The following is a 20,711-nucleotide window of genomic DNA, read 5'->3' on the forward strand; positions in this document are numbered from 1 at the left end:
TCTTAAAAGTTAAAACGGACCACTGCACGTTTCTAGGCGCAATGATCCGTTCCTTTTATTTCTCCTTATAAGAAAAATAGTCAAAATCTGCAGGCAAATCATAACCAGAATAATCCACATTCGCCATTCCCACGAAAGCACCTGTGAAGAAACCGCCATACGACTGTACAACATAGTCATCAGATAAAATTTTGGCATCTAATCGTATGTCAATATCACGCCAGCTGTTCCCATCAAACGAATAAGCATACACATAATACGTTTTTTCCACGCGAACTTTGAAATGCACATAGTCCACATTTTCCGGAACGCTAATCGCCTCTTCTTTTAAAAAGCTTGTCAATTGGCCCCGATTATTCTGACTTAGCTCAATCACCCGACCGTTCACTTCATTCCAAGTAACGTGAATCATCGACCAGTGCTGCGAATTATAGTAATTTACCAGCCCGGCCATTTGCTGAAACGTCGTTGGCTCGTATTTCAGCGCCGTCTCTGCCTCGAAATGAAATGCCTGCCAGCGCCTCGCAACTAGCGATAATTCATGCTCATTCGTTAGAGAACCTTTCCCGATAAGCCTCAAATGCCCCGGATTCACTGAAAGCGAGCCCATTCTATCATCAAAAGGAACGCGCAACGTGTTGAAATTAAGATTCAACTGCGGCTCATCAAAATCATCTTTTTCATCGTAGGTTAGCGGATACACGTGTGGCGTAACGTCTTTTGGTGCCTCGACAAAACGGCTTCCCTGTTTACCACCAACAATATGCGGCCACTTATCCTCGTCCCACGCCACTTTTTGAATCGCGGTTTCCCGACCTAGCGTACACCAACCTCTCGGATCATGGCTCGACTCTGTTTCATGATGCCAAGGGCGCCCCGTCAAATGCGCAAAATACCATTCTCCCGACGGCGTCTCAACCAGCGCACCATGTCCATTTTTTTGCAAATAGTTCCCCGGAGAATCAAATGCCGTCAGAAAAACATCGCCAGGCTGCGTTTCATATGGGCCAAACAGCTCCTTAGATCGCGCAACGACTTCCTGATGCGTGTATACAGTCCCGCCCTCCGCACAGAAAAGATAATATTGACCGAACAACTTATAAATATGCGGTCCTTCGACTAATTTCACATCGGTTCCGTGGTAAATAATCCGCCCCGTTTCCGGTAATAAACGCCCCAATTCCGGCGAATATTCGGTCAGCTTGATACCATTAAAAGGATGGCGATACTCCCTATGATCCCACTCCATCTGGACTAAGTATTTTTTGCCATCATCATCGTGAAAAAGTGACGCATCAAACCCAACACCATTCAGTTTAATAGGATCCGTCCAAGGCCCGCGAATGTTCTCCGCCGTCGTCAAATAATTCGTCGCGTCCTTAAAAGCGCCTTCCGTTGTCTTAACATCCGTATATACGAGCCAAAATTTCCCGTCGGCGTACGATAAATCTGGAGCCCAAATGCCGCCCGAATCCTTATTTCCCTTCATATCTAACAATGTTGTCGTCGTTAGTGGATGCCCTATGAGTTGCCAGTGGACTAAATCTTTTGACTCGTGAATCTGCACTCCCGGAAACCACTCGAATGTTGAATTTGCGATATAATACGTATCCTCTACCCGAATAATCGAAGGATCCGCATTAAAACCTTTCAAAACTGGATTTTCAATTTGCATATCCTTTTACCTCCTCATTTTTAGCTATTTTTACGACTTTCAATTTCACGGCTAATTTCTAGATAGCGCTCATCTGTGATATCATATTTCGAAATAATAATCATCGCCACAACAAGCAAAATCGCTGGGAGTACGGCAACGAGCCATAAAATACCTTCCTGTACGAACGCCGACTGTGCCTCACTTCCCGCACTGTAACCAGTAATGCTTAACACAAAACCTGGAACCACGCCTCCAAGCGCCATCCCAAATTTGAAGAAAAATCCTGTTAAAGCGTTTACAATACCTGAAATACGGCGTCCCGATTGAAGCTCTCCATATGAAATAACCTCTGGAACAAGCGCCCACATATAACCCGTAGCAACGATGACACCAGTAGATTTAATAAACTGCGCGATCAACACCAACGTCACATGATCTTGAGGATTCGGAATAAAGTATAACGCCAGCATCCCAATAACCGCAATGCCTAAAAAGACCATGAATAATTGCTTTTTACCGATCGCTTTTTTGATAGCAGGAACAAGTGGTAGGAAAATGAACGCCGGAATGGAGCCTAGCGCATTGAACCACTGAACGGAATCAGAAGCTTTGACAACATACTGCATATAATAAGCCCCGCCAGCATTCCCAATCGACATCATCGCAAAAGCAGTAATAAAGAAAAACGCCAAGACACGAAGCGGCTTATTCCGTTTGAACTCCGTTAATAAATCAGAAACTTTCACCTCATCTTGCTTATCCACTTCCATGACAACCCGTTCTTTCGTTTGCGTAAAACAGAAAATTAAAATAGCAAAACCTACAGCCGCATAAATCGTCATGGTAATGAGCCAACCACTTGCCGATGCTTTTGTGTCCCACGAACCATCCGTTGAAAAAAGTTTGACTAAAACAGGTACGCCATAAGCAACCGCTAAACCACCAAAATTGGCTAAGAACATCCGAGTAGACGTTAATTTTGTGATTTCGTCATTATCACGAGTCAGCGAAGCATTGAGCGCACCATAAGGAACATTAATCCACGTATAAAGCATCGACAAACCAACATACGTAATGTAAGCATACAATAAACTACCTGAAAAACCATTCCAAAACACGAGTATCGCAAAAATAGACAGTGGCAAACCGACAAGAATCAAGTAACCACGATATTTCCCAAAGCGCGTCGTATGCTTATCGACAATCGTTCCAACAATAGGATCCCAAACCGCATCAATAATCCGAACAACCAGAAACATTGTCGCTGCAGATCCCGGATTCAGCCCAAACACATTGGTGTAGAAAAATAACAGATAAGTCGAAACCGTGTTGTAAATCAGGTTTTGCGCCATATCTCCAGAACCAAAGCCAATTCTTTGCAGCCACGACAATTTATAAAACCCATTTTCAACACGCACTTCTTCCCTCGCCATACTGTTTTCCATCAAAATTCCTCCCGAATTCAAAATGAAGTAACCGTTATCAGGAATAGTATATCATAGTTGGTTTGATGGAACAACTTATTATGAGCTTTTCTTGTAAAAAATATGTTAAAGCGGGAATAATTCATGTTTGTTGCTTATCTTACATTAAACAATCAATGTTTCACGTGAAACATCATTAAAAATCACCGCTCCCTAATCCAGAAACGGTGATTTTTAGCTATCTATCTACTTACTTTCCAAATCATGTACAAATAATCCACTCAACAATTTAGGCTCAAACCAAGTCGATTTCGGCGGCATAATCTCACCAGCATCCGCCACATCAAGCAAATTATCCATCGTCGGCGGGTACATCGAGAACGCAATCGTATATTTCCCAGCATCCACAAGCTGCTCCAACTCACCTAGCCCACGAATCCCACCAACAAAATTAATCCGGTCATCGCGTCTGATATCTTCAATACCGAACAACGGCGTAAGTACCTGATCCGCCAAAATAGACACATCAAGGCTCGCAATAACGCCTTCACCAGCAAACTCAGGTTTCACTTTCAAACCGTACCACGAACCATCCAAATACATCCCAAACGTGTTCGGTGTCGCAGGTTTATACGCCTCTTTTCCGACCTTCTCTACATCAAATTTTAAAGCCACTTGATCTAACAAATCCGTCGCGATTGGCACATCGACCACCCGATTATAATCCAGAATCTCTAGCTGATCTTGCGGGAATAACACCGCTAAAAAGGAGTTAAACTCAGCGTCCGCACCAGCATCCGGAAACTCCTCCCGACGCTTCAGACCAACTTTGACCGCCGATTCCGTGCGATGATGACCGTCCGCAATATAAAGCGCCGGAATCGCCTCAAACGCCTTCGTAAGCACGCCTACCACATCCGCATCATCCACCGTCCAAATCCGGTGCTGCACGCCATGAAAGCTCTCAAAATCATACACAGGGTCATGGCTACCAATCCAAGCATCCACCACATTATTCACTTCATCATCCGAACGATACGTCAAGAAAATCGGACTCGTATTCGCATCCGTCACATCTACGTGGCGAATCCGATCCAGCTCCTTCTCCTCACGCGTCAACTCATGCTTCTTAATCGCGCCACTCACATAATCATCAATCGCCGTACACGTCACAAGCCCCGTTTGCGGCCGCCCGTTCATCACTAACTGATACAAATACAACTCCGGCTTCCCGTCCTTCACAAGCCAGCCCTTCTCCTGAAACTCCGCCAAATTTGACGCAGCCTTTGCGTACACCGAGTCATCATACGGCGACAAATCAGCGGCCAAATCAATCTCCGCCTTATCAATATGTAGAAACGACATCGGGTTCGAAACGCCCAATTTCCGCGCCTCCTCCGTACTCAACACATCATACGGCAACGAAGCCACATAAATCGCCTCTTTCGCACTCGGTCTAATCCCTTTAAAAGCCCTAATCTTTACCACAAAAAATCCCTCCTTATTTTATAAAAATAGCCACGACAGAAAATCCATCGCAGCTATTCATTTTTATCTCAGTAAGCCGTAACACCAGCAGGCTCAATCGCGCGCACTCGAATCACACCAGGAATCGCGTTCAAACGATCCACAACGAGCGATAAATTACCCTGTGCACCTTTTTCCATATCAATCAGCGTATACGCATAATCGCCCTTACTACGGTTCGTCATATCCAAAATATTAATCGACCCGTTCGCCAGTTCCGTCGTCACCTGTCCGACCATGTTCGGCACATTATGGTGAAATACCCCCAAACGCGGATGTCCATTATAAGGCATGTCCACATTCGGATAGTTCACCGAATTTTTAATACTACCCGTCTCTAAAAAGTAAGCCAATTCCTTCGCCGCCATTTTAGCACAGTTGGTTTCTGCCTCTTCCGTCGAAGCCCCCAAATGCGGCAGGACTTCCACTTGCGGATGCTTCACAAACGCTTCCGTCGCAAAATCTGTGATGTACATGCGTAACTGACCAGCATTCAGCGCCTCCACCATCGCCTTCTCCTCCACCAATTCCCCACGTGAAAAATTAAGCAAAACAGCGTCCGGTTTCAGCAATTGCAACGTTTCCCGATTGAACATTCCCGCCGTATTATCCTTTAGCGGCACATGCACCGTCAAATAATCACACGTCGCCAAAACTTCCTCCAGCGTCATCGCGCGTTCCACTTCTTTCGAAATCCGCCACGCCGTGTCCACCGAAACATACGGATCATAGCCGACAACTTCCATGCCAAGCGCCGACGCATCATTTGCCACAAGCGCACCAATCGCGCCTAAACCAATGATGCCAAGCCGTTTTCCAGCAAGCTCCGTGCCCGCGAATTTCTTCTTCCCAGCCTCGACTTTTTTCTCAATATCATTTCCATCAAGCGTCTTCACCCATTCCGAACCTTCCAAAATCGGCCGTGCACCCATAAATAAACTCGCTAATACCAGCTCTTTCACCGCGTTTGCATTCGCACCAGGCGTATTAAAAACCACGATTCCCTTATCCGCGCAAGCCTCCACAGGAATATTATTCACTCCCGCACCCGCTCTGGCAACAGCTTTCACACTGTCAGGAAACTCGAAATCATGCAGATCATAACTTCGCAGTAAAATACCATCCGGCGCCTGATTCCCGTCAATTAAATATTTTTCCACATCGAACTTACGTAATCCTTCTTTAGCAATCGCATTGAAAGTCTGAATATTAAACATGTATTTCTCCCCCTTTATGAGTCGCTACAAATTTTTCCATCAGAGCAGTCAGCGCTTCGACACCCTCATAAGGAAAAGCATTGTAGATACTTGCACGCATACCACCAACCGAACGATGTCCCTTCAAATTCTCAAAATGAAGTTCCTCCGCCTCTTTAATAAATAACGCATCCAACTCCGGTGAACCCGTCACAAACGGCACATTCGTAAGCGAACGATCCGCCTTGTTTACAGGAGACGAAAACATCGAAGACGCGTCCAAATAATCATATAAAAGTCCAGCTTTCTTCCTATTAAGCGCCTCGATTCCCGCTACGCCATCTTGCTCCTTAATCCATTCAAAAACCAGCTTCGACACATAAATTGCAAAAGTCGCTGGCGTATTATACATCGAACCATTCTTCGCTTGCACCTCGTAATCCAGCATTGCCGGTAAACCAGCCACGTTTCCAATCAAATCCTCTCGAACAATAACGATCGTGAGACCCGCAGGACCAATGTTTTTCTGAGCCCCCGCATAAATCAGGCCAAATTTGCTCACATCGTACACACTCGACAAAATATTGGAAGACATATCCGCAACAAGCGGCACATCACCAGTTTCAGGAGGTGTGAAAATCGCCGTACCTTCAATGGTATTATTCGTCGTAATATGCAAATAAGCCGCATCGGACGGCACGCGCGGTATCTCTGGAATATAACTGAAATTCTTATCTTTTGACGACGCCAACACTTCAATATCGCCAATTTTAGCCGCTTCCTCCATCGCTTTTTCAGACCACGAGCCAGTATTCACAAAATAGGCCTTCTTGCCAGCCATCAAATTCATCGGTACCATCGTGAATTGCAGACTCGCCCCACCTTGTAAGAATAAAATTTTGTAATTTTCGGGAATGTGCATTAATTCACGCAATAGCGATTCTGCGTCCCCAAGGATCTCCTCAAATAAATCTGAACGGTGACTTAATTCCATTACTGACATTCCTGAACCTTTGTACGATAATAGCTCCTTCTGCACCTTTTCTAAAACCGGTACGGGCAAAATCGCAGGTCCTGCTGAAAAATTATACGCTCTTTCCACACAACATCTCTCCTGTTCCAATCGTATTTCCAACCTACAACTTCGATTTCTCACATCTGGTCTTAATACAAAAACTGTGACAAGCATTACAAGTATCGCGAAAAGCCTATTTTGGAGTTCACATATGTATCTCATTCCCATTTACAGTCTAATCAAACCCAAGAAAGAATACTTACTCCTAACACTTGGATATATTATATCAGAAAATACGAATATTTTCAGACAAATTTAACTTATTCTGCGGGTTTTTATTAAAAAACATCAAGAAAGCGCCCTCATTCGGCTAAAAACCACAAGACTCACTTTTCCACATCCTTTTAAAAACTTTTTATGAAAAACCAATCGCCACATTATTTCCCGGGTAATAATCGTTTCGTCCGAAAAACAATCAAGTAAACCACCAGAAAAATAACCAGCGTAACAATCGACCAACGATACATCATCGCGTAGTTATAATGCGCCGCAATGAAGCTCAATCCGAAGCTACCAAGCGCCATTCCGACATCCATTCCCGATAAAAACGTTCCATTCGCGATTCCCTTTTTATCCGGTGCCGCACGATCCACCGCCAAAGCTTGCAACGACGGCTGCACCATCCCGTAGCCGAGCCCGAAAAATAGCGAAGATCCAAACAAACTCCAAGCTCCCGTTGCCAGTGACAACGACCACAATCCAATACCCATCAACACGATTCCCGGCAGAATCACCACCCGATGACCCTTCAAATCATACAATCGTCCCGCAAAAACACGACTCACCAGCACCATAATCGCCTGCCCAACAAAGAAAATCCAGACCATCCGCACGTGTAATTCCAATCCATAAATCATCATAAACGTCTGAATCCCACCGAGCGGAAACGCCATCAACATGCATAGCAACGCCGGCAACAACGCGCCCTTATCAAACAACTGCATCTTATGCTTCACAACGATCTCCTGTTTTGGCATTTTCAACCGCGTCACCAATAGAAAAACCAAGACCATCAACACAATCGAGAATCCAATCAAAAAATGAAACGAAAACTGGTTCATCAAAATAATCGCAATAATCGGCGCCAGTGACATACCAAGCGCTGTCGTCAATCCATAAAAGCCGATTCCTTCCCCCGTCCGATTCGGCGGCACAAGCGTCGAAACCCCAGTCGCAATCGAGGTCGTCGTAATCCCCCAACCAACGCCGTGAAATAACCGCAACACAAGCAATGCCGAAACGACCGTTGACCAATAAAAATTCACCGTAACCGCAATCAATACAAAAAAGCCGACCAAAATCATGATTTTCGCACCAAAACGATCATTTAGCCCACCCGCAATGACCCGCATAAACAAAGCTACCAACGAAAATAAGCCCACCGCCAAACTCGCCTGGGTTTCCGTACCACCTAATTTAATAATTTGCGCCGGTAAAGTCGGCATAAAAATCTGGAATCCAATATATAAAAACAAACTCGAAATCAACAATATCACATAATCCTTCGTCCACAACTTCGCCTTCAAAAAATCCCTTCTCACTTTAAATTATTTTCAATCCGCATTAAAATATCAAAAAAAACACCAAGCTCCGCGTCTGGTATGCCCTTATAAAATTGCACACAGGTCATTTCCACAGCATTGCGAATCATCTGCACTTTCTGCTTTCCCTCCATAGATAAAGACAGTAAAGTAACCCGCCGATCCTTTTCATCAACTATTTTAACAATCAGATTTTTCCGAACTAGCACATCCATGATTCGATTTACAGTCGGCGCATCCTTCTCCACTAATTCCGCCACATGCCGTTGTGAAATCGGCGCCCTATGGTTCACCACATTCAAAACCGACCACTGCTCTGGCGTCACATCATACCGCTTCAACCCATGCTGCAAGCCAAGACTAGCCTTCTTCGCTACCACATTCATCCGAAAAGTAATACCATCATAAAAATCTCGCATACCCAATTCACCTCACAAAATAATTGTCACAACAACTATATCACAAAAAAAGATATGACAACAGTAAATCACCGCTATCATACCTCAAACTACAACTTATTTTTCGCTATCCATAGCAAATTTACCAACAATCGCAGCCACTAAACCACCAACGATAGGCGCTACAATGAACACCCACAATTGAGATAAAGCTTCACCGCCAGCGAATAGAGCTGGACCGATACTACGAGCCGGGTTAACAGAAGTTCCTGTCAACGGAATGCCTAGTAAGTGAATTAAAACTAACGTCAAACCGATAACTAAACCAGCAAAAGCAGGATTTCCTTTTTTACCAGTAACGACGATAATAACTAAAACAAATACGAAAGTTAAAATTGCTTCTACCAAGAACGCGCCGCCTGCACCAATATTTCCGAATCCATTTTGACCTAAGTTTTTAGTAGACATATCAGAAAGATTTAAGAATGAAAGCAATGTAACGGAACCAACAATCGCCCCAGCCACTTGCGCCACAACATATCCTACTAACTCGCTACCTGAAATTCTCTTGTTTAAAAACATCGCAACAGAAACAGCTGGATTCACGTGACATCCAGAAATAGTTCCAATGCTGTACGCCATCGCAACGATTGACAAACCAAATGCCATCGCTATTCCAAGCGTCCCAATTCCTTCAATTCCGCCGCCTAAAACAGCAGTACCTGTACCGAATAATACCAAAACAAAAGTCCCGATAAATTCAGCAAATAATTTCTTACTCATGTGTTCTCCTCCTTTTAAAAATTGCATACTTATTATATATACCTCTAAATCAAGAAATTGTAAACCTTTATTTATGTAATATTTTACACATTTGAGACAAATTCACGGTATTGACAAATAGAAGCGCTTACTTTAACGTTATGTTGTATAATATATTTCAAAGGCGCACAGATGTTTCACGTGAAACATCTCATCCCAAAAAGTAAAGGAGCAACAGTATGGCAATTATTCAAGTAACATCGACCAATCCTGATTTTTCTTTCCTTATTAAGAAGAATCCCGAGTCAGGCATGATGCTCCGGCAAATGCGAAAAGGCATCGCACACGGCTGGTATTCCACGCCTGATACCTATAACGTTTATTTCAAAGACGCAGACAATGAGATATCCTATAAAAAATATCGCGATGAAAATTTTGAATATCTGAACCTATCTCGCTATAATTCGAATATTTTCCCATTAAATGCGCTGAGCGAGTTCTTTTCATTAAAAGAGCCCGATTCGCGTGACATACCCGGCTTCACGCACCAATTTCATATCAACATGCTCTACATTCGCCGGATTCATTATGTCGAATTCTTTCAAAAGTACATGCCCGACTACACCTTCAAGGTTGAGCATCTTTCCGACAAAAACTGGACCGTGACAATCTCCACTAAATCTAGCCTGTATGATCTGATTCATATTTCGAATCTTTTTTGCCTATTTTTCGCCGGTTTCAGTCAAGAACACTTAGATATAACCGACGATTTACTGAAAAAATACATTAAAAGCGTCCAAATCACCGATCCACCATTCTACATTCGTAACCTGTTCGTGCACAATTTCCTAACGACGCGCAAATCATTTAATCAGTTCAAATCAGAATTAGAGGCGACGAACCGCTATGATATACAGTTTGATTTCGGCGACACTGCCCTTCAAAGACGGAATTTCATCGCGAATCAGCTCGCTTTTGATAAAGTAATTGTCGATATAGGTTGTGGCGAAGGCTTTTATGCTATCCCATTCGCCGAGAAAACGAAGCTCGATTATTATGCGATTGATACCGATCCCGAGATGCTGCTTATTACGAACAAGAAAGCCGCGAAGAAGGAGCTCGACAATATTATCACCTACTCCTCGCTGGAAACGTTCCTAGACAACAGTCCAGCTGAGAAAGTCGACGTGATTTTAACCGAAGTTATCGAGCACATGCCTACTAACATGGCGAAAAAGCTCATCCGAAAAGTGACGCAGCATATCGATTTTGATACATTCATTATCACAACGCCAAACAGCGAATTCAATACGTTTTACGGTTTGGAGGGCTTCCGACACGATGATCATGATTGGGAAATGAGCACCGCGGAATTCCAGGATTGGTTGTCGGAAATCATTGACGAAAAAACGATGACGATTGAATTCCACGCGATTGGCGACGCTGTAAATGGTATTCACACAACACAAGGCGCCATTTTACGAAAGAAGGAGGTATAATATGGAACTAAATACACAACTACACACCATTTTCCTGCTTGTCGGCCCAACAGAATGCGGAAAATCTACTTTTGCACAAGAAATTTTGATACCTCAACTTCAATTTTCCCAGGCCGATAAAAATTTCCAAGCGAACGTTCAATATTTATCATCCGACGCAATTCGCCAAGAAATTCTCGGTCACGATTACGATAAATACGCCCAAATCATGTTGGAAGCGAGTGACCAAACGTTCGAACTCTTGTTCAAAAAACTAGATATGGTCACAAAATTCCCAATCAATGCCGAATTTGTAGTTTTAGACACAACCGGACTAACCGCTGATTTCCGCGAAAAAGTTCGTGAAACAGCTAAAAACAACAATTACAATGTCGAAGTTATCCTTTTTGACTATCGTGATCGCGATGATTACTACACCAGCGAGCGCTCCAAAAAACTGATTTCCAAGCATATTACGCGTCTGAAAAAGGAAATTCTGCCGAATATGGCGCGTGAGCAATACCATCACATTCACAGGATTCGAGCTAAGAATTTCACGGACTATAAAGTCAACATCCTGAATAAAACACCATTTCTCGACACAATCCTACCAACAAACGAGACCTACACACTGATTGGCGATGTCCACGAATGTGCGAATGAACTAAAATCACTGCTACACAAACTGGGTTGCAAAATCGAAAACAATAAAATCACTCATAGCCCACAAAAAATCATACTGGTCGGTGATTGGATTGATAAAGGTAAAAATACGCGCGAAATCACTGAGTTTTTATACGAAAATCAGCAATATTTCCTATTTGTACTCGGAAATCATGAAAACTTTGTGCATAAATATATTTTGGGCGAAATTAAAGGCGCAAATCAAGAAATTGTCGATAATTACTTCGACTCGATTCCAGACCTTGTCGCGGACCCAGAACTCTTCTCGAAATTCGAACAACTTTTCCATCTAGCACAACCATTTTACCGCTACATTGGCGAAGAAACAGCATCCTTTTACGTCACCCATTCACCGTGCCAAAATAAATATATCGGTAAACTCGATGGAAACTCCATGCGTCATCAACGAAATTTCCATCTAGATCGCACAAGACCTGTCCAAGAACAGCTAGCATTCCTAGAAAACGAAGCCGTGAATAATTATCCATACCATATTTTCGGACACGTAGCTGCAAAACAAGCATTTCGCATTAAAAATAAGCTACACCTAGATACTGGATGCGCCCACGGCAACGAGTTGACAGCCGTAACCTTAAAATATCGCAAACCAATGTTCAAATCCGTTCGGTCTGAAAATCAACAACTCGCTGGCGAACTTCCTACCCTTTTCAAACGCGAACAAACCGTTCAAATTTCCGAACTCGATACAGAATCCCTCAGAAGATTACACTATATCGGCGAAAACAAAATCAACTTCATCTCTGGAACCATGTCCCCTGCACCAAAAGACCTAGCAACAAACAATCTAGAATCCCTAGAAAAAGGACTACACTATTTTGCCGAAAAAGGCATTTCTCACGTTGTCCTACAACCAAAATATATGGGTTCACGCTGCAACATCTACTTGCATAAAAATACAAAACACAGTTTCGCAGTAAGTCGAAATGGCTTCAAAATAACTCATATTGACTTGTCACCAATTTATCAATCCTTGCACCACCGATTTGCAGATTACATGGAACAAAACAAAATTCAAATGCTCATCCTAGACGGCGAACTACTCCCATGGCAAGCGCTCGGCAAAGAACTCATCGAAAAACAATTCCAACCCATCCAAACCGCGCTGGAAACCGAGTTAGCCTTTTTGCAAGCGCATGCTTTTGACGAAAGTCTCACGCAACTCATCACCGAATATGACACAACTGATTTTGAAACCGATCAAACCCAGCTCACGAAAAAGCAATTAAACGAAAAATACAGCTCGCGACTCTATCAAAACTACAAACCATTGCATCAAATCAAGCAAACACACACCAATTTAGCGCAACATCAAGAAGCTCTAAGCACGTATAAACAGCAACTAGACATCTACGCAGCAGAATCCGATCTTGATTACAAAGCCTTTTCCCTACTAAAAATAATCTATCAAGACGGCACGGAGCAAATCCCAGCGTGGCCGACCTCGGAAATGTATAGCTTTTTAAATGACGATACATTCGAGTTGCTAGATCTCACACATCCCGACTTCCTCACCACCGCTGAGCACTATTTTTCAACTATCACCACGACAAACAAAATGGAAGGAATCGTAATCAAACCTGAAAAATTAAGCCCACACATCGCGCCCTACATGAAGGTTCGAAATATGGACTATCTATCAATCATTTACGGTTACGACTTCCAATTTCCTCACAAATTCAACAAACTTATCAAACAAAAAAGCATCAACAAGAAGCTGCGAACTTCTATTAACGAATGGTCTCTCGGTTCCAAACTACTCACAACAAAGTGGGCAGAAATCTCACCGACAAATCAACCGTTCAATGAAACCGCAGCAAACCTGTTATTCGAAGTCGAAAAAGAACGCGACATTGATCCACGCTTATAAATGTTTCACGTGAAACACTGAAAAAAAGAAGCTTCACCGATTTTTTCTCGGCGAAGCTTCTTTTTTCAGCCTTTTACGGGCTTAATAACAATATAACGATACGGTTCGCGACCTTCCGAATGTGTTTCCACACGCTTATCTTCGCTCAAAATCGCATGAATTGTCTTCCGTTCAAACGAAGGCATTGGCTCCAAATGAACAACTCGGCGCGTCTTCACTGTTTTATCCGCCATTTTCTTAGCCAATAAAGTCAGTGTTTCATCACGACGTTCGCGGTAATCGCCAATGTTTACGACAACATTTTTGAATTGCGTCGTATCTTTGTTAGCGATCAGTTGCGTCAAATATTGCAATGCGTTTAACGTTTGACCATGTTTTCCAATCAGCAAGCCTAGATTGTTGCCTGACACTTGAATGCTGACTTCCTTACCTTTTTCAGAGACATCAACGGAGACCTCAGCCCCCATTTTTGTAGCCACATCCATCACGTACTGGACGGCGGTTTCGATTTGGTTGTGCTTCTCGATGACCTTGACCATCGCGAGCCTTGAACCAATCCCGAAAATACCTTTTTTACCAGCGTCCATGATTTCCACGTCTACTTTTTCCCGCGTTGTGCCTAAGTCCTTCAACGCGTTTTGAATTGCTTCTTCAACGGTTTGGCCTTGCGCAGTTATATCTCTCACTTTCTTTTCTTACCTCCTTTTTTCGATGCAGACATTGTCGCTGCTTTCTTTTTAAGTCTTTCTTCTTCCTTCTTAGCATCTTCCAAAGCCGCAGCCTCGCGTTTGGCCTTGAATGGATTATTAATTAACATCGTTTGGAAAATCGTGAATATGTTTCCGACAACCCAGTAAAGTGCAAGTGCTGACGGCAAACTGATACCTGCAAAAAGGATCATCAACGGCATGAAGTAAATAATCATGTTCATCGATTTATTTTGCTGCGTTTGGCCCATCATTGACAATTTAGAAGAAATAAACGTCGTCAATGCCGCTAAAATTGGCAAAATGAAATACGGATCTTTATCGCCGAGTGTCATCCACAAGAAATCTTGCGTCTTAATCTCCGCTGTCCGACTAATCGCTTGGTAGAATCCAAGTAAAATCGGCATTTGAATCAATAACGGCAAACAACCCATCATTGGATTTGCATTGTTTTCTTGGTATAAACGCATCGTTTCTTGTTGTAGTTTTTGTTTTGTCTCGTTGTCTTTTGATTTGTATTTTTCTTGCAGTTCTTTGATTTGTGGTTGCATCGCTGTCATTGCTTTTTGGCTCTTCAGCTGCTTGATCATCAATGGCATAATCAGCAATCGAATCACAACGGTTGTCATGATAATCCCCATCGCATAGTTGCCACCGAATAGTTCCGCAAACCAGATAATTACTTGTGATAATGGATAAACAATATAATGACTCCAAAATCCTGATGATTCCGATGTGATTGGGTCAGTCGAAATACCACACCCTGCCAAAACCGCTAGCAGTCCCATCATTAATCCCGCAAAAAGCATTTTCTTCTTCAAATAGTGCTACCTCCACTCTCCGCCTGTATTCTTCTCATGAAACTACTTTTTCTGAGGCTGCTTCAAAACTCTTGATAATTTCAAAACATGCATCAAACTTTTCTTGATTTCATGAAAATCCATATTGGCCGCCGGTTTCCTGGCGATGATAATATAGTCATAACCTGAATCAATTTGCTCATTCAGCTCATGAAAGGTTTGCCGAATACATCGTTTAATACGATTTCGTACGACAGCGTTTCCAATTTTTTTACTCACAGAAAGCCCAATTCGAAAATGCGCCAGATCTTCCCTTTTAAATATGTAAACGACAAATTGGCGATTCGCAAACGACTTCCCTTTTTTAAATACGCGTTGAAACTCATCATCTTTTTTTATTCGGTATGCTTTTTTCATAAATTCTCCATCTTCTAATCAGATTCTCTTTCACACATGCACCCCTGTTAACCTATCAGATCTCCCTACACTAGGAAGTGACTGATAGATTAACGGTTCACTCTGCCTGAAATTAAAAAAAACCACTGAGTCTTTTTCAGTGGTCTACGCAGATAAAACTTTTCTTCCTTTACGACGACGACTAGCTAAAACTCTACGTCCGTTTTTAGAACTCATACGTTGACGGAAACCATGTACTTTTTTTCTTTTACGCTTGCTTGGTTGGTATGTTCTTTTCATTAATTACACCTCCTAGTAAGGGTCTATTACAAATTTACTCGTATAGACAGTCTTAGACATTGTACAGAAATATATCGGATTTGTCAATAATACCTCGGAACAAAGTAGAATATAAAAACTCTATCTTCCATAATACCATATTTCCAAACTGATATATAGCTATTTTCGAAACTTTTTTCAAAGATTTTCTGCTTCTTATTTTCTTGTGGATAATCATTAAAAGTGTAGCTAAATACTCTAAAACCCACTTTTTCTGTGGATAACTCTTAAATATACTGAAAAGTTATGCACAATTTGCGATAGTTAACCACAACTGCTTGTGGATAACTGTTTTTCAGATATTTTTTTATCCCGTCCTCGTTCACAAGTTATGCACAAGCTCATATCCTGTGGACATCTTTTCTCAACATCTTCATAACTTTGTGGATAGAATTTGAAATCCCTTGCGATTGTGATGTTTTTCTGATATTATATCAATTGTCGAATAGAAAATTATTTGGGGATAACATTATTTATCCACAGTCAACTTTTACTTTGTGGATAACTTCTAAACAACCCCTGTATAACTTTATCCACGGCTCCATCCATCTGTGGATAACTTTTACGTTTAATGAAAAGGGGGGAACATAGTGCAAACAATGGAAGACATATGGAAAGAAACCTTGCGTATCGTCAAGCAAAATATGAGTAAGCCAAGTTATGATACTTGGATGAAATCTACCACGGCGCATTCACTTGAAGGAAGTACGTTTATTGTGACGGCTCCAAACAATTTTGTTCGTGACTGGCTTGAGAAAAGTTATTCACAGTTCATCGCTAATATCCTACAAGAAATTACGGGAGAAAATTTTGATGTTCGGTTTATCGATGGTGAACAAGATGAGGTATTTGATAACTATATTCCACCAAAACCGCGTAATTTAGACGAGGACTTGGACGAAGCCAACTCCAAACACATGCTAAATCCGCGTTATGTTTTTGATACGTTTGTTATTGGATCGGGCAACCGTTTTGCCCACGCAGCCTCACTTGCCGTAGCCGAAGCGCCGGCCAAAGCCTATAATCCGCTCTTTATTTATGGTGGTGTTGGACTTGGAAAAACGCATTTAATGCACGCGATTGGTCATTATGTTTTAGAGCATAAAACAAACGCGAAAGTCATGTACCTTTCTAGTGAGAAATTCACAAATGAGTTCATTAACTCTATTCGAGAAAATAAGGCCGAAGAATTTCGTAATAAATATCGTAATGTCGATGTGCTTCTTATTGATGATATTCAGTTTTTAGCTGGTAAAGAAGGAACGCAGGAGGAATTTTTCCATACGTTTAATACACTTTACGATGAGCAAAAACAGATTATTATTTCTAGTGATCGCCCGCCAAAAGAGATTCCAACACTTGAGGATCGCTTGCGTTCGCGCTTTGAATGGGGTCTGATTACGGATATTACGCCGCCTGATTTAGAAACTCGGATCGCGATTTTACGCAAAAAAGCAAAGGCTGACGGACTGGATATTCCGAATGAAGTCATGCTTTACATTGCGAACCAAATCGATTCCAATATTCGGGAACTGGAGGGCGCGCTTATTCGTGTTGTCGCCTACTCATCTCTCGTAAATAAGGATATTAATGCGAATCTTGCTGCGGAAGCCTTGAAAGATATCATTCCAAATTCGAAATCCCATGTGATCCGAATTCCTGATATTCAAGAAGCTGTTGGCGAATATTATCACGTTCGTTTAGAAGATTTTAAAGCGAAAAAACGGACGAAAAGTATTGCGTATCCTAGACAAATCGCGATGTATCTTTCTCGTGAGCTGACCGATGCTTCCCTACCGAAAATTGGAGAAGAGTTTGGCGGTCGAGATCATACTACCGTGATTCATGCGCACGAAAAAATCTCGCAACTCTTAAAAATCGACCAAAACCTGAAAAATGATTTGGCTGAGATTGAGAAAAACTTGCGAAAACCACAGAGTTTATTTTAAAGGACTATATATAGGGCTCTAAGTTAGCAAAAGGAAGCTTTCAAAGAGCCGAGGCATGATATCCTCCATTTTTTAAATCTGTGCATAATGTGGATAACTAGAACATACTTACCAACAAGTTATCAACATGTGGAAAACTTTGCGAGAGATAGGCTCACATATACTTATCCACAAATCCACAGGCCCTATTACTATTACTACGATTTTTTATTAATTAATTAAACATATTTTGATATAATGTTATACTTAGAAAAAGAAACTAAAAATGGGGGAATTCTCATGAAATTTGTAATTCAGCGCAATCGTCTTGTTCAGGCGGTAAATGAAGTGACGCGTGCTATTTCTTCAAGGACTACTATTCCGATTTTAACGGGTATTAAAATCACGGTGAATGATGAAGGTGTCACATTAACTGGTAGTGATTCTGATATTTCGATTGAAGCTTTTATACCTCTAATTGAAAACGACGAAATTCTAGTGGAAGTCGAGAGTTTCGGCGGTATTGTTTTGCAGGCGAATTATTTTAGTGATATTGTTCGTCGTTTACCTGATGATAGCGTGGAGCTTGAAGTGACTACGAATTATCAAACTAACATTCGTTCTGGACAAGCGTCGTTTAACTTGATTGGCCTTGATCCAGCAGAATATCCGAAATTACCAGAAGTTACGGCTGGGAAAAGCATTCAAATCCCGATTTCTGTCCTTAAAAATATTATTAGACAAACGGTTTTTGCGGTTTCGGCTATTGAGGTGCGCCCTGTTTTAACTGGTGTGAACTGGATGATCAAAAATAACGTCTTGACTGCTGTTGCAACGGATAGTCACCGGTTAGCATTACGCGAAATCCCGCTGACAACGGAAATCGATGAGGAATATAATATTGTCATTCCTGGGAAAAGTTTAGCGGAATTGAATAAAATTTTGGATGAAGGTACGGATTCGATTGAAATGGTGCTTGCTAATAATCAAATTTTATTCAAACTGAAGGATTTACTTTTCTATTCGCGTCTTTTGGAAGGCAGTTATCCTGATACTTCTCGCCTTATCCCGACGGAAACAAAATCGGATTTAATTATTAACGCAAAATCCTTTTTACAAGCGATTGATCGTGCGTCCCTACTTGCCCGTGAAAATCGTAATAACGTGATTAAATTAATGACTTTGGAAAACGGTCAGGTGGAAGTTTCGTCTAACTCGCCTGAAGTCGGAAATGTTTCTGAAAAAGTTTTCAGTCAAAGCTTTACTGGTGAGGAATTGAAGATTTCATTTAACGGGAAATACATGATGGATGCGCTGCGTGCGTTTGATGGCGCGGATATTCAGATTTCTTTCTCTGGAACGATGCGTCCGTTCGTATTGCGACCGAAAGATGCGGAAAATCCAAATGAAATTTTGCAATTGATTACGCCGGTTCGTACGTACTAAAGATTATGTTGCCTGCTCAGTGAAAATTGGGCGGGTTTTGTGTTGTGCTTGACTACATATAAGGAGGCGCCAGAGTATGATTAAGGATATGACTACTGGGAATCCGACGAAAACTATTTTTTATTTCGCGATGCCTATGTTGATTGGGAACTTGTTTCAGCAGTTTTACGTCATGGTAGACGCGATGATTGTCGGAAAATTTGTTGGTGTGAATGCGCTTGCAGCTGTTGGGGCGACGAATGCTCTCAATTTCTTTTTTCTATCGCTTGTGATTGGATTGATGAGCGGTGTTTCTGTTGTTGTGGCGCAATATTTCGGTTTTCAGGATTTTCAGCGATTGAAACGGGTGCTTGCGACGGCGAGTATTATGATTGTTTCGGTGTCCGTCGTGCTAACAATCGTCGGCATCTTACTCGCGAAACCGTTGTTGCTGCTTTTAGGAACACCCACAGAAATATTAGATGATTCCGTCCTTTTTGTGACGACTTTATTTATCGGAATATTGCCAATGGGGCTTTATAACGGAGTTTCGGCGATTTTGAGAGCATTTGGAAACTCGATTACGCCGCTGTATTTTCTTATTATTTCATCGTTGCTCAATATTGCGTTAAGCTTTCTTTTCGTCGTTGGATTTGGGATGGGTGTTGCTGGTGCGGCTTGGGCGACGGTTTTTAGTCAGCTGGTTTCGGCGATTTTATGCATTATTTACAGCTATCGCAAAATTCCATACATGCGTTTGAAAAAGAAGGATATCCATTTTGATAGCGCGATTTTCAAAGAAATTTTTCGAATTGCGTTTCCTTCTGCGTTACAAGGTTCGTTTATTTCGATTGGGAATATGGCGATTCAAGGCTTGATCAATAGTTTCGGCGCGACGGTTGTTGCTGCTTACACGGCTGCGAGTCGGATTGATTCGCTGACATACCAACCTGGGATTGCGTTTGGCTCGGCTTCTTCGATGTTCGCTGGCCAAAATATGGGAGCTGGAAAAATTGATCGCGTCAAACAAGGCTTTTGGTCCGGGATAAAAGTAGTGACCGTCGTCAGTTTAGCCTTAACTGTATTAGTACAGCTTTTCGCGCATCAGTTTTTGACACTGTTTCTGGATAGCTCGGCGACCGAAGCCCTATCGATTGGAACCGGTTATCTGAAAATTGTATCGCTGTTTTACGTCGTCGTTGGGATTTTATTCGTTGTGCGCGAAACATTGCGTGGGACTGGGGACGCGATTATTCCGCTTTGGATGGGAATTTTTGAGTTGGTCGCGCGGCTTGCTATCGGTTTTATTTTGGCACAATTTTTAGGTTATATGGGCTTGTGGTGGGCAACACCGGCGGCTTGGGTCAGTGCGACGATGCTCGGATTATGGCGCTATAAATCGGGTAAGTGGATGCGAAAAGCTGTTATCAAGAAGGAACTATAGTAGAATGGGAAGTAAGAAATAGAAAGTGAAAATAAAGGAGTA

The 20,711-nt window shown here is 42.2% G+C and carries 17 protein-coding genes; 5 read left to right on the top strand and 12 right to left on the bottom strand.

Annotated features, from left to right (window positions below; translation table 11 throughout):
- Positions 1-55: 55 nt before the first annotated feature.
- The 8 genes from DUK53_RS05520 to DUK53_RS05555 all read right to left on the bottom strand — a co-directional run bounded on the left by DUK53_RS05520 (position 56) and on the right by DUK53_RS05555 (position 9,601).
- Positions 56-1,675 carry a glycoside hydrolase family 43 protein gene (locus tag DUK53_RS05520; RefSeq protein WP_036092913.1) on the bottom strand — a complete coding sequence of 540 codons (1,620 nt, stop codon included), beginning with the start codon at positions 1,673-1,675 and terminating at the stop codon, positions 56-58.
- A 20-nt stretch (positions 1,676-1,695) separates the two neighbouring features.
- Positions 1,696-3,102 (bottom strand): MFS transporter, encoded by a 1,407-nt coding sequence (locus DUK53_RS05525; protein WP_171002426.1) that lies wholly within the window; start codon positions 3,100-3,102, stop codon positions 1,696-1,698.
- A 225-nt stretch (positions 3,103-3,327) separates the two neighbouring features.
- Positions 3,328-4,569 (bottom strand): DUF1015 domain-containing protein, encoded by a 1,242-nt coding sequence (locus tag DUK53_RS05530; RefSeq protein WP_124892609.1) that lies wholly within the window; start codon positions 4,567-4,569, stop codon positions 3,328-3,330.
- A 68-nt stretch (positions 4,570-4,637) separates the two neighbouring features.
- On the bottom strand, positions 4,638-5,825 hold the full coding sequence (locus DUK53_RS05535; RefSeq protein ID WP_036092918.1) for a phosphoglycerate dehydrogenase: 1,188 nt from the start codon (positions 5,823-5,825) through the stop codon (positions 4,638-4,640).
- On the bottom strand, positions 5,818-6,906 hold the full coding sequence (gene serC, locus DUK53_RS05540; protein WP_036130592.1) for a 3-phosphoserine/phosphohydroxythreonine transaminase: 1,089 nt from the start codon (positions 6,904-6,906) through the stop codon (positions 5,818-5,820). The genes DUK53_RS05535 and serC overlap by 8 nt, the downstream gene beginning before the upstream one ends.
- 350 nt (positions 6,907-7,256) lie before the next feature.
- Positions 7,257-8,405 (bottom strand): MFS transporter, encoded by a 1,149-nt coding sequence (locus tag DUK53_RS05545; protein WP_052164831.1) that lies wholly within the window; start codon positions 8,403-8,405, stop codon positions 7,257-7,259.
- Between the two features lie 11 nt (positions 8,406-8,416).
- The gene (locus DUK53_RS05550; RefSeq protein ID WP_036130587.1) at positions 8,417-8,839 is read right to left on the bottom strand and encodes a MarR family winged helix-turn-helix transcriptional regulator; all 423 of its coding nucleotides are present in this window, start codon (positions 8,837-8,839) and stop codon (positions 8,417-8,419) included.
- A gap of 96 nt (positions 8,840-8,935) precedes the next feature.
- Positions 8,936-9,601 carry an aquaporin gene (locus DUK53_RS05555; protein ID WP_036078834.1) on the bottom strand — a complete coding sequence of 222 codons (666 nt, stop codon included), beginning with the start codon at positions 9,599-9,601 and terminating at the stop codon, positions 8,936-8,938.
- Positions 9,602-9,819: 218 nt separating this feature from the next.
- Here DUK53_RS05555 and DUK53_RS05560 point away from each other — a divergent pair, with 218 nt between their 5' ends.
- Positions 9,820-11,079, top strand: a complete 1,260-nt coding sequence (locus tag DUK53_RS05560; protein ID WP_036130584.1) for a class I SAM-dependent methyltransferase — start codon at positions 9,820-9,822, stop codon at positions 11,077-11,079.
- Between the two features lies 1 nt (position 11,080).
- A complete protein-coding gene (locus DUK53_RS05565; protein ID WP_036130581.1) occupies positions 11,081-13,630 on the top strand; it encodes a metallophosphoesterase in 2,550 nt (849 codons plus the stop codon).
- Positions 13,631-13,695: 65 nt separating this feature from the next.
- Here DUK53_RS05565 and jag read toward each other — a convergent pair whose 3' ends face one another.
- The 4 genes from jag to rpmH all read right to left on the bottom strand — a co-directional run bounded on the left by jag (position 13,696) and on the right by rpmH (position 15,833).
- Complete coding sequence (gene jag, locus DUK53_RS05570; protein WP_036092929.1) at positions 13,696-14,316, bottom strand: RNA-binding cell elongation regulator Jag/EloR; 621 nt, start codon at positions 14,314-14,316, stop codon at positions 13,696-13,698.
- Positions 14,313-15,146 carry a membrane protein insertase YidC gene (gene yidC / locus DUK53_RS05575; RefSeq protein ID WP_124892621.1) on the bottom strand — a complete coding sequence of 278 codons (834 nt, stop codon included), beginning with the start codon at positions 15,144-15,146 and terminating at the stop codon, positions 14,313-14,315. The genes jag and yidC overlap by 4 nt, the downstream gene beginning before the upstream one ends.
- A gap of 54 nt (positions 15,147-15,200) precedes the next feature.
- A complete protein-coding gene (gene rnpA, locus DUK53_RS05580) occupies positions 15,201-15,554 on the bottom strand; it encodes a ribonuclease P protein component (protein ID WP_036092932.1) in 354 nt (117 codons plus the stop codon).
- A 144-nt stretch (positions 15,555-15,698) separates the two neighbouring features.
- Positions 15,699-15,833, bottom strand: a complete 135-nt coding sequence (gene rpmH / locus DUK53_RS05585; RefSeq protein ID WP_036084822.1) for a 50S ribosomal protein L34 — start codon at positions 15,831-15,833, stop codon at positions 15,699-15,701.
- Between the two features lie 629 nt (positions 15,834-16,462).
- Between rpmH and dnaA the strand changes: the two genes are divergently transcribed.
- The 3 genes from dnaA to DUK53_RS05600 all read left to right on the top strand — a co-directional run bounded on the left by dnaA (position 16,463) and on the right by DUK53_RS05600 (position 20,669).
- A complete protein-coding gene (dnaA, locus tag DUK53_RS05590; RefSeq protein ID WP_036078823.1) occupies positions 16,463-17,821 on the top strand; it encodes a chromosomal replication initiator protein DnaA in 1,359 nt (452 codons plus the stop codon).
- Between the two features lie 279 nt (positions 17,822-18,100).
- Positions 18,101-19,246 carry a DNA polymerase III subunit beta gene (dnaN, locus tag DUK53_RS05595; protein WP_036130575.1) on the top strand — a complete coding sequence of 382 codons (1,146 nt, stop codon included), beginning with the start codon at positions 18,101-18,103 and terminating at the stop codon, positions 19,244-19,246.
- Between the two features lie 76 nt (positions 19,247-19,322).
- Positions 19,323-20,669 (top strand): MATE family efflux transporter, encoded by a 1,347-nt coding sequence (locus DUK53_RS05600; RefSeq protein WP_036130573.1) that lies wholly within the window; start codon positions 19,323-19,325, stop codon positions 20,667-20,669.
- The last annotated feature ends 42 nt before the right edge of the window (positions 20,670-20,711 follow it).

The organism is Listeria sp. SHR_NRA_18 (assembly GCF_003856515.1).
Classification (GTDB): domain Bacteria; phylum Bacillota; class Bacilli; order Lactobacillales; family Listeriaceae; genus Listeria_A; species Listeria_A newyorkensis.

Bases quoted from the DNA above. Each gene is read 5' to 3' on its own strand.
- DUK53_RS05520 (WP_036092913.1), bottom strand. From the start codon at position 1,675: ATGCAAATTGAAAATCCAGTTTTGAAAGGTTTTAATGCGGATCCTTCG.
- rnpA (WP_036092932.1), bottom strand. From the start codon at position 15,554: ATGAAAAAAGCATACCGAATAAAAAAAGATGATGAGTTTCAACGCGTA.
- DUK53_RS05600 (WP_036130573.1), top strand. From the start codon at position 19,323: ATGATTAAGGATATGACTACTGGGAATCCGACGAAAACTATTTTTTAT.
- DUK53_RS05550 (WP_036130587.1), bottom strand. From the start codon at position 8,839: ATGCGAGATTTTTATGATGGTATTACTTTTCGGATGAATGTGGTAGCG.
- DUK53_RS05555 (WP_036078834.1), bottom strand. From the start codon at position 9,601: ATGAGTAAGAAATTATTTGCTGAATTTATCGGGACTTTTGTTTTGGTA.
- DUK53_RS05560 (WP_036130584.1), top strand. From the start codon at position 9,820: ATGGCAATTATTCAAGTAACATCGACCAATCCTGATTTTTCTTTCCTT.
- yidC (WP_124892621.1), bottom strand. From the start codon at position 15,146: ATGCTTTTTGCGGGATTAATGATGGGACTGCTAGCGGTTTTGGCAGGG.
- DUK53_RS05525 (WP_171002426.1), bottom strand. From the start codon at position 3,102: ATGGAAAACAGTATGGCGAGGGAAGAAGTGCGTGTTGAAAATGGGTTT.
- rpmH (WP_036084822.1), bottom strand. From the start codon at position 15,833: ATGAAAAGAACATACCAACCAAGCAAGCGTAAAAGAAAAAAAGTACAT.
- DUK53_RS05535 (WP_036092918.1), bottom strand. From the start codon at position 5,825: ATGTTTAATATTCAGACTTTCAATGCGATTGCTAAAGAAGGATTACGT.
- dnaN (WP_036130575.1), top strand. From the start codon at position 18,101: ATGAAATTTGTAATTCAGCGCAATCGTCTTGTTCAGGCGGTAAATGAA.
- DUK53_RS05565 (WP_036130581.1), top strand. From the start codon at position 11,081: ATGGAACTAAATACACAACTACACACCATTTTCCTGCTTGTCGGCCCA.